At 69.3% G+C, this 6,158-nt stretch carries 5 protein-coding genes; 2 read left to right on the top strand and 3 right to left on the bottom strand.

The annotated features are described in order from the left end of the window. Positions 1-312: 312 nt before the first annotated feature. Positions 313-2,472 (bottom strand): protein kinase domain-containing protein, encoded by a 2,160-nt coding sequence (locus ABTY62_RS34965; RefSeq protein WP_352133428.1) that lies wholly within the window; start codon positions 2,470-2,472, stop codon positions 313-315. Between the two features lie 463 nt (positions 2,473-2,935). Further along, positions 2,936-3,187, bottom strand: a complete 252-nt coding sequence (locus ABTY62_RS34960; RefSeq protein ID WP_352133427.1) for a YiaA/YiaB family inner membrane protein — start codon at positions 3,185-3,187, stop codon at positions 2,936-2,938. A gap of 122 nt (positions 3,188-3,309) precedes the next feature. Between ABTY62_RS34960 and ABTY62_RS34955 the strand changes: the two genes are divergently transcribed. Continuing rightward, complete coding sequence (locus ABTY62_RS34955) at positions 3,310-3,990, top strand: class I SAM-dependent methyltransferase (RefSeq protein ID WP_352133426.1); 681 nt, start codon at positions 3,310-3,312, stop codon at positions 3,988-3,990. A 297-nt stretch (positions 3,991-4,287) separates the two neighbouring features. On the opposite strand, the gene ABTY62_RS34950 is transcribed toward ABTY62_RS34955, so the two are convergent. Further along, positions 4,288-5,373 (bottom strand): DUF1963 domain-containing protein, encoded by a 1,086-nt coding sequence (locus tag ABTY62_RS34950; RefSeq protein WP_352133425.1) that lies wholly within the window; start codon positions 5,371-5,373, stop codon positions 4,288-4,290. Between the two features lie 6 nt (positions 5,374-5,379). Here ABTY62_RS34950 and ABTY62_RS34945 point away from each other — a divergent pair, with 6 nt between their 5' ends. Then, positions 5,380-6,117: an integrase core domain-containing protein gene (locus tag ABTY62_RS34945; RefSeq protein WP_352133424.1), complete on the top strand. Its 738-nt coding sequence runs from the start codon at positions 5,380-5,382 to the stop codon at positions 6,115-6,117. Positions 6,118-6,158: the final 41 nt, after the last annotated feature.

The raw sequence follows: 6,158 nt of genomic DNA, 5'->3' as shown, positions 1-6,158 counted from the left end.
ACAACACAGCAGTCTCCCGGCACGACCGGATCGGTGGCCTCATCCACGAATACAAGCAGGCCGCACAGGGTGACACCATTTCCGGCACCCACAGGAAGAGACAGCCCAGCAGTCGGCAAACGATCAGCTAGAGCAGTCGCAGACCCACGATCACTGATCACGCCCATACTTAGGCGAACGCAAAGCCCCAGGTCAACCACCATACGCAATAAAGACACCCTTCACGGGCGGCGATCCTCCGCGTTCCGGCGGGGGAGCCTTCCACCCGGCGCCATCCCGCAGGGTTGCTCCCCGGAGGGACGACGCCGCCCGTCAGCTCGTGCCCAGGCCAGGCGCCGCCCCCGTGGCCGCGTCGAGGGCCACCACACCGTCCGCGGTGGTGACGTACACGAAGCCGTACGCCGCGACCACGTCGTCGCCCAGCCTGCCCTCGGATTTGCCGGTCCAGGTCGGAGTGGACCAGCGCTCGGTGCCGTCGTCGGTGTCGAAGGCATGAACGGTGCCGTCGGGGTCCTCGGTGTTGCCGACGAAGACCATGCCTCCCGCCACCGCGAGCTGCGTGCTTATCGGCGTCGAGAGGTCCTCCTTGTGGGTCCACTTCGTATTTCCCGTCGACGGGTCGAGCGCGTGGACGAGACCTAGTTCGTTGCCGCTGCCGACATAGAGCGTGTCGCCCGCGAGGTGGAGGCTTTCCCCGCCGAGCGGCACCGACCACTTCTTGGTGCCCCTGTCGGCGTGGATCGCGTAGAGGGTCAGGTCGTCGGCGATGGCGTACACGAGACCGCCGGACACGACGGGTGTCGGGTTGACGGTGTTGTCGGCGGTGAAGCCGTCGCCGACGCGGAAGGCCCACTTCTTGGCGCCGCTGGCCGCGTCCAGTGCGTAGAGGGCCTTGTCCTGCCCGTCGCAGCCGATGTACACGGTGCCGTCGGCCACCGTCGGAGAGCAGGAGATCTCGTCCCCCAACGGATGGCTCCACACCTTCCGTCCGCTGTCCGCGTGCACGGCGTACACGTGCTTGTCCCGGCTCGCGAAGTAGACGATTCCGCCGGTCACGGCCGGCCTGCTGTCGACCAGTTCCTCGCTGGGGAACGTCCACTTCTTCCTGCCGTGGGCGTCCAGCGCCCACAAGCCGCTGTGGCCGCCCAGACCGCCCACGTACACCGTCCCGTCGGCGACCGCGGGCTGCTGCGGGGAGAACTCGGCTGGACCGTCCCAGCGCTTGCGTCCGGTGCGCGCGTCCAGGGCGGTGACCGTGGACTTGGTAGCCACGTACAGGACACCGTCGGCCACCGTGAACGTGGTCGGCACCCCGTAGTTCTCTTCGATGTCGTAGTGCCACGGACGCACCTTCGGCTTCGGGGAGGCCTTGTCGCCGCCACCGGTGCGCAGGGCGAGCGCGAGTCCGGTGCCGCCGGCCACCAGCGCCGCCGCCCCGCCCAGGCCGAGCAGCAGGGCGCGGCGACGGACGGGAGCCGAAGCCGCGGGCCCGCCCGCCGCACCCGGTGTGCTCCCGGGTGTGAACGGAGCGGCCGTCTGCGTCGGCAACTGGTGTGCCGCGGGCGGCTGTGCGGAGGCGCCCGGCACGTACGGGGGCGGGCCGACAGGAGCCGTGGCGGGCGCCGACGAAGGCCTGGCCGGGGCTGCGGGCATCGTCACCTGCACCGAAGCCAGGTCCAGAGCCCGCAGTTCGTCATGGACGGAGGCCGCGGACTGCGGGCGGTCGGCCGGTTGCTTCGCGAGCAGCCGCAGCACCAGGGCGTCGAGGGCGGGGGGAAGCCCGGGGCGCAGCGCACTCGGCGCGTCAGGCGCCCTGTTCAGGTGGGCGGTCATCAGGGACGCGGGGTCGCCCGTGTTGAACGGCGTCTCCCCGGTGAGCAGTTCGTGCAGCACGCAGCCGAACGCGTACAGGTCGCTGCGGGCGTCGCCGGGACTCTGCGCGAACCGCTCCGGGGCCATGTAGGCGAGGGTGCCCATGACCTGGCTGGCCTTGTCGGTGGCGGCCATGAAGCGGGCGATGCCGAAGTCGAGGACCTTCACCTCGCCGCCGGTGGTGAGCATGAGGTTGGCGGGCTTCAGGTCCCGATGCACCACGCCCGCGTCGTGCGCGGCGGCCAGCGCGGCGGCCGTCTGGGCGGCCCACTCGACACTCACCGCGGGGGGCGGCGGGCCGTCCTCGTGCAGGACGGTGGCGAGGTTGCGCCCGGCCACGTACTCCATGATGAGGTAGAGCGTGCCATCGCGCGGGTCGCGGCCCAGGTCGTGGACAGTGACGACGCCGCGGTGGTTCAGGCCGCCCGCGGTGCGCGCCTCGCGGAAGAACAGGTCAGCAGCGGGACCGTGTTGGTGGTCCGGCAGCAGTTTGACCGCGACGCGGCGCCCGATGACCTGGTCCCGGCCCTCCCAGACCTCCCCCATGCCACCCCGGCCCACGAACGCCACCAGTTCGTACCTGTCCGCGATGACTCGCACCGCTGCCTCCCCTCCGTACCGCACCTGGCACCGCTCCTCGAAGCACGGCACCGCCGGCCCCGTTGGACCCGCGGCCGACAGCCGCCCCCGCGGGTTCTCGCAGCAGAAACCCACCGGCGGACGGAGCCGGTGGGTTTCTGCTGCGAACAATGTTGTACCCCAAGTGCTCGGACCCTCCGCCGGCCGGGTCGCTGATGGCGTCCCACATGATGGTGCAGGCGATCACCCTATGGACGTGCGCGGGCGGGTACCAGGGGCATGCACCCAGTGACAGCCTCCGCTCCCTGCGAACAAGGCAGGCCACCGCGCAGATCACCCTGGTGAATGGCCAGTCCAACCCTGGAGGTGCCCGATGGCCTTGCCCCCAACTGACCTGCCACGCCTGCTGAGGTCACAACGCACGGCGGACGGGACCGAGCTCGTCCGCAGCGTCCCCAGGGGCCGGCCGCCCCGGCTGCCAAGTTCACAGCCTTTCGAACGGATCGTGCTCGGCGAGCAACTTCTCCATCCGCGCCTGATCGACCCGGCTGACGATCTGCCCAGCCTCCTGCCGGTCCCGGATCACCTTCGCCAGAGTAAAAGCGGAGGTCACCAGATAGAGGACGGCAATGGCCAGGAAGCCGCGTACCCAGGCGTCGGCGTTCAGCCGGAAAATGCCGATAGCGGTGGGCGGGTCGACGTCGCCCTGCTGCCCGAACTGCTGGAGACGCCGCACACCGAGTGAGCGTGGCGGCCGACCGGTCGGCTTAACGATGTGTTCTTCGCCCCTTGGACCCCGTTTTGCCGGATCGGCAACAGTAGTAGCGTGCCCAGGACACGATGGGCGACGGTGGGTCCGTGACCGACAACATCACAGCAGGATCGCCCGCGTCCGGCATCCCCTCGCCTGCCGACGGCTACGTCGGAGACCCCGCGGTGCGTGCGGAGTGGGACAACCGGTACGCCGACCGACAACAACTGTGGAGCGGCCAACCCAACGGTGCGCTCGTGGCCGAGGTCGCCGGGCTCACACCCGGGCGGGTGCTCGATGTCGGCTGTGGCGAGGGCGCGGACGCCGTGTGGCTCGCGCGCGGCGGCTGGGACGTGACCGCGCTCGAGGTCTCGGGCGTGGCGCTGGAGCGGGCGGCCGGGCACGCACGGGACGCAGGCCTCGCCGTTCGCTGGGTACACGCCGCCCTGACGGAGGCGGCGCTCCCGCCAGCCTCCTTTGACCTGGTCTCCGCGCAGTACCCAGCCCTGCTGCGCACCCCCCACGCCGCAGCCGAGCGAGCGCTGCTCGCGGCCGTCGCGCCCGGCGGCGTGCTGCTGCTCGTACACCACGCGGGGATGGACAACCAGCAGGCGCACGACAGCGGCTTCGACCCGGCTGACTACGTCTGGCCCTCGATGGTCGCCGCTCTGCTCAGCGACGACTGGGAAGTGGAGGTGGACGAGCAGCGGCCACGCGTGGCACCCGACGGCGGCGCTGGCGCGCACCATACCGACGACCTGGTGCTGCGCGCACGCCGACTGCGCTGAGCTTGTCCTACCTTCCAAGCGTCGGTCTGAGCTGGTCATTCGTAAGATCGATGGACTCAGGGGTTCGGGGTATGGCTGTGAGCTTGTCACCGTTGGATGGCTCAAAGAACTTGGCCGCCCCGGACTCCGCAACGACTCGACCGCTGTATAGGACAAACGTCGGCGAGGTCGTCTGCGGGATCGGTGCATGACGACGAGCTGGCGGAGGTGACCCGCGCCTCAGATCTGACCCAGAGTGGACATCGGCAAGGAAGACCACCACTGTCTGGTAGTCGACGAGTGGGGCGAACACCTCTTTCACGCCGAGTTTTCAACCACGAGTCGGCCCTGCTGGAGCTGATCACAGACGTACTGGAGCTCTCTGAAGACGCCCTGTGGGCGGCGGACATCAACCGCTGCGGTCGACTGCCACAGGAAGGCGACCTGGTCGCGGTGCGCGGGGCACTGCACGATGTAGCCCGCACCGTTGACGCCCCACACATGAGGCACCCCGCGTCCGGAGTCGATCTGGAGGACCGGCTGCGTCATGCGGCGGTCCCCGCGGGGGCAGTTCGGGTACCCGGGGTCCTGGACCCAGTTCGGCCATCCTCCCAGCTTGTCGCCCTGACGGTTGAGCCCGAACACGGCGGCACGTTCCTCCGGGAGCAGTTCCGACTCGTCTGCCTCACGGTACGGATAGTCCCTGACCGCACGCGCCCACCCGGCAATCGGCCGCTCCGGGAACACTCGGACACCGTCGGGCGGTGTCGGCGACGACGCTTCGCCGACCGCGTCGACGACCCGAACCAGGTGGCCACCGGAGAAGGCGCGGTACGGGTTGCACGCGGTGCAGTGGAACAACTGCAACAACCCCGTGCCCAGATCCTGCGCCTGCTTGGGCACGCCCGCGAGGTCGAGTTGCACGAAGAACGTCAGCGGGGCTGCGCAGTCGGCGCAGCCAGGCCACGGCTCATCCGCACCCAGCCAGGGCAGGCCGCCGAACCGCGAGGCGCCCGGTTCCCCGTCCCCGTCTGTGGCGCCGATGAGCGGGCTCCATGCGAGACAGGCGACATGGGCGAGCTTGGCCTTCACCGCCCGTGCGATCTCCTGTGGCGTCCGCGCGTTCGCTCCGGCGGTGCGCAGCAGCCGCTCGACCTCAGTACGGCCCTGCTGCCGAGCCGCTGCGAGTGCGTTCCGGCCGTCCTCGTCGCGGGCTTGGATGTCGGTCCCGGCGTCGAGCAGGTCGTGCACCACCTGGACACGCCCGCGGTCGGCGGCCAGGACGATCGGCGGTGTGCGGTAGTAGTTGTCGGGTGCATCCGTGTTGACCCCGGCGGCGATCAGGTGCGGTACTACCCCTCCCGTCGGCCGGGCCGACCACCGAAACCAGAAGCCCTCCGACAACTGGTCGTGCGTCTGGCGCGGGAGAACCCGGGATGGGGATACCGCCGCATCCACGGTGAGCTCCTCGGCCTTGGACGTGACGTCGCGGCCTCCACCGTCTGGTCCATTCTGAAGCAAGCAGGGATCGACCCGTCGCCGCGGCGTGTGGACTGCTCCTGGGCCGCTTTCCTCAAAGCCCAGGCCTCCGCGATCGTAGCCACCGATCTGTTCCACATCGATACGGTGTTCCTGCGGCGCTGGTTCGTGCTGTTCTTCATCGACCACGGCACCCGGCGGGTGCACATCGCCGGCATCACCCGACACCCGACCGGCCCCTGGAGCACCCAGCAAGCGCGCAACTACCTCATGGACCTCGGCGACCATGCCGAGTCGATCAAGTTCCTCATCCGGGATCACGGCGCCTACTTCATCAACGACTTCGACGCCGTCTTCCATGCAATCGGCATGCACGTCCTTCCCACACTGCCCCGCGTACCGCGGATGAACGCCATCGCGGAACGCTGGATCCGATCATGCCGACGCGAGGCGACCGACCGCATCCTGATCACGGGAGAGCGCCACCTACGCCTCGTCGTCAGTGAGTACACAGATCACTACAACCAACACCGGCCACACCGAACCCTCGGACAACGGGCACCGGACCGACTCACCGAACCCGAACCACCCACCGCCACCGACAACACTCGCGTCCTTCGACACGATCGACTCGGCGGCCTCATCCACGAATACACCCAGGTCGCATAGGGTGACACCGTTTCCGGCACCCACAGGATCCCGAGGTCGAC

Source organism: Streptomyces sp. NPDC097640, from assembly GCF_040302705.1.
Classification (GTDB): Bacteria; Actinomycetota; Actinomycetes; order Streptomycetales; family Streptomycetaceae; genus Streptomyces.
The sequence above is the reverse complement of the archived record's forward strand: the minus strand, read 5'-3'. Positions and strand labels throughout refer to the sequence as shown.